Origin of the sequence: Corynebacterium sp. UMB6689 (genome assembly GCF_030215295.1) — a bacterium.
GTDB lineage: Bacteria > Actinomycetota > Actinomycetes > Mycobacteriales > Mycobacteriaceae > Corynebacterium > Corynebacterium aurimucosum.
Genome location: NZ_JASOLS010000043.1, coordinates 1 through 1,728, shown reverse-complemented (window position 1 = coordinate 1,728; position 1,728 = coordinate 1). Strand labels below are relative to the sequence as shown.

Genomic DNA, 1,728 nt, shown 5'->3' with positions numbered 1-1,728 from the left:
GCGGATTTACCTACACACCACCTCACACGCTTACACCAACAATCCATTAAGCGGCATGGCTACTACACTGTGTCACCCCATCACTTGAACCACACATCAGGCCCCACGACATCAACAACCAACGTGTTCAAAGAACACATCAATCGTATCCGCGGTGGTTAGTATCAGTGCTTTATCATGGGCGCGGATATACGGGTACCAGAATATCAACTGGTTATCCATCGACTACGCCTGTCGGCCTCGCCTTAGGTCCCGACTCACCCTGGGAAGACGAACTTGACCCAGGAACCCTTAGTCATCCGGCGGGAAGGATTCTCACCTTCCAATTCGTTACTCATGCCTGCATTCTCACTCGCACACACTCCACGCCTCCTTACGGTAACGCTTCAACACATGCACGACGCTCCCCTACCCAAACAATAAAGTTTGCCGCGGCTTCGGCGGTGTGCTTGAGCCCCACTACATTGTCGGCGCAGGACCACTCGACCAGTGAGCTATTACGCACTCTTTCAAGGATGGCTGCTTCTAAGCCAACCTCCTGGCTGTCTTCGCGATCCCACATCCTTTTCCACTTAGCACACCCTTAGGGGCCTTAACCGGCGATCTGGGCTGTTTCCCTCTCGACTATGAAGCTTATCCCCCACAGTCTCACTGCCGCACAACACAATTGATGGCATTCGGAGTTTGGCTGACATTGCTAAGATTGTAGTCCCGCTCAACCAACCAGTAGCTCTACCTCCACCAAGCTACATGCGACGCTGCACCTAAATGCATTTCGGGGAGAACCAGCTATCACGGAGTTTGATTGGCCTTTCACCCCTACCCACAGCTCATCCCCGCAGTTTTCAACCTACGTGGGTTCGCGCCTCCACAGCATCTTACTACTGCTTCACACTGGCCATGGGTAGATCACCCCGCTTCGGGTCCAGGACACGCCACTGACAACACCCCATTAGGATTCGGTTTCCCTACGGCTACCCCACACGGGTTAACCTCGCGACATGCCGCTGACTCGCAGGCTCATTCTTCAAAAGGCACGCCATCACACAACAAAAAGTGCTCTGACGGATTGTAAGCACATGGTTTCAGGAACTATTTCACTCCCCTCCCGGGGTACTTTTCACCATTCCCTCACGGTACTCATACACTATCGGTCACACTGAGTATTTAGGCTTACCGGGTGGTCCCGGCAGATTCACAGCAGATTCCACGAGCCCGCTGCTACTCGGGCAACCCAACAACCCATGCATTGCAGCCTTCAACTACGGGACTATCACCCTCTACGGTAGGCGTTTCCACACCACTTCACCTAACAACAACACACAAGCAAACCAGTGGTAGCTGGCTTCCATTGGGGCCCACAACACCGCACACACAACCCCTACCAAGTATCACATGCACACGGTTTAGCCTCATCCACGTTCGTTCGCCACTACTAGCAGAATCATATTTTATTTTCTTCTCCTACGGGTACTGAGATGTTTCACTTCCCCGCGTAAACCCCCACAACAGCTATGAATTCACTGAAGGGTAACACCCCATAACAGGTGCCAGGTTTCCCCATTCGGACATCCTCGGATCAACGCTTTATTGACAACTCCCCGAGGCTTAACGCAGCCTTACACGTCCTTCATCGGCTCAGCATGCCAAGGCATCCACCATGCGCCCTAAATAACGAACACACAACCAACAAGGCAACCACCACCACAAAAGCAGCAGAAGACAATG

1 rRNA gene is annotated in these 1,728 nt (G+C 52.7%); it reads right to left on the bottom strand.

Annotation, left to right across the window (positions count from 1 at the left end):
• Positions 1-1,682, bottom strand: a 23S ribosomal RNA gene (locus QP363_RS12575); the annotation flags it as partial.
• Positions 1,683-1,728: the final 46 nt, after the last annotated feature.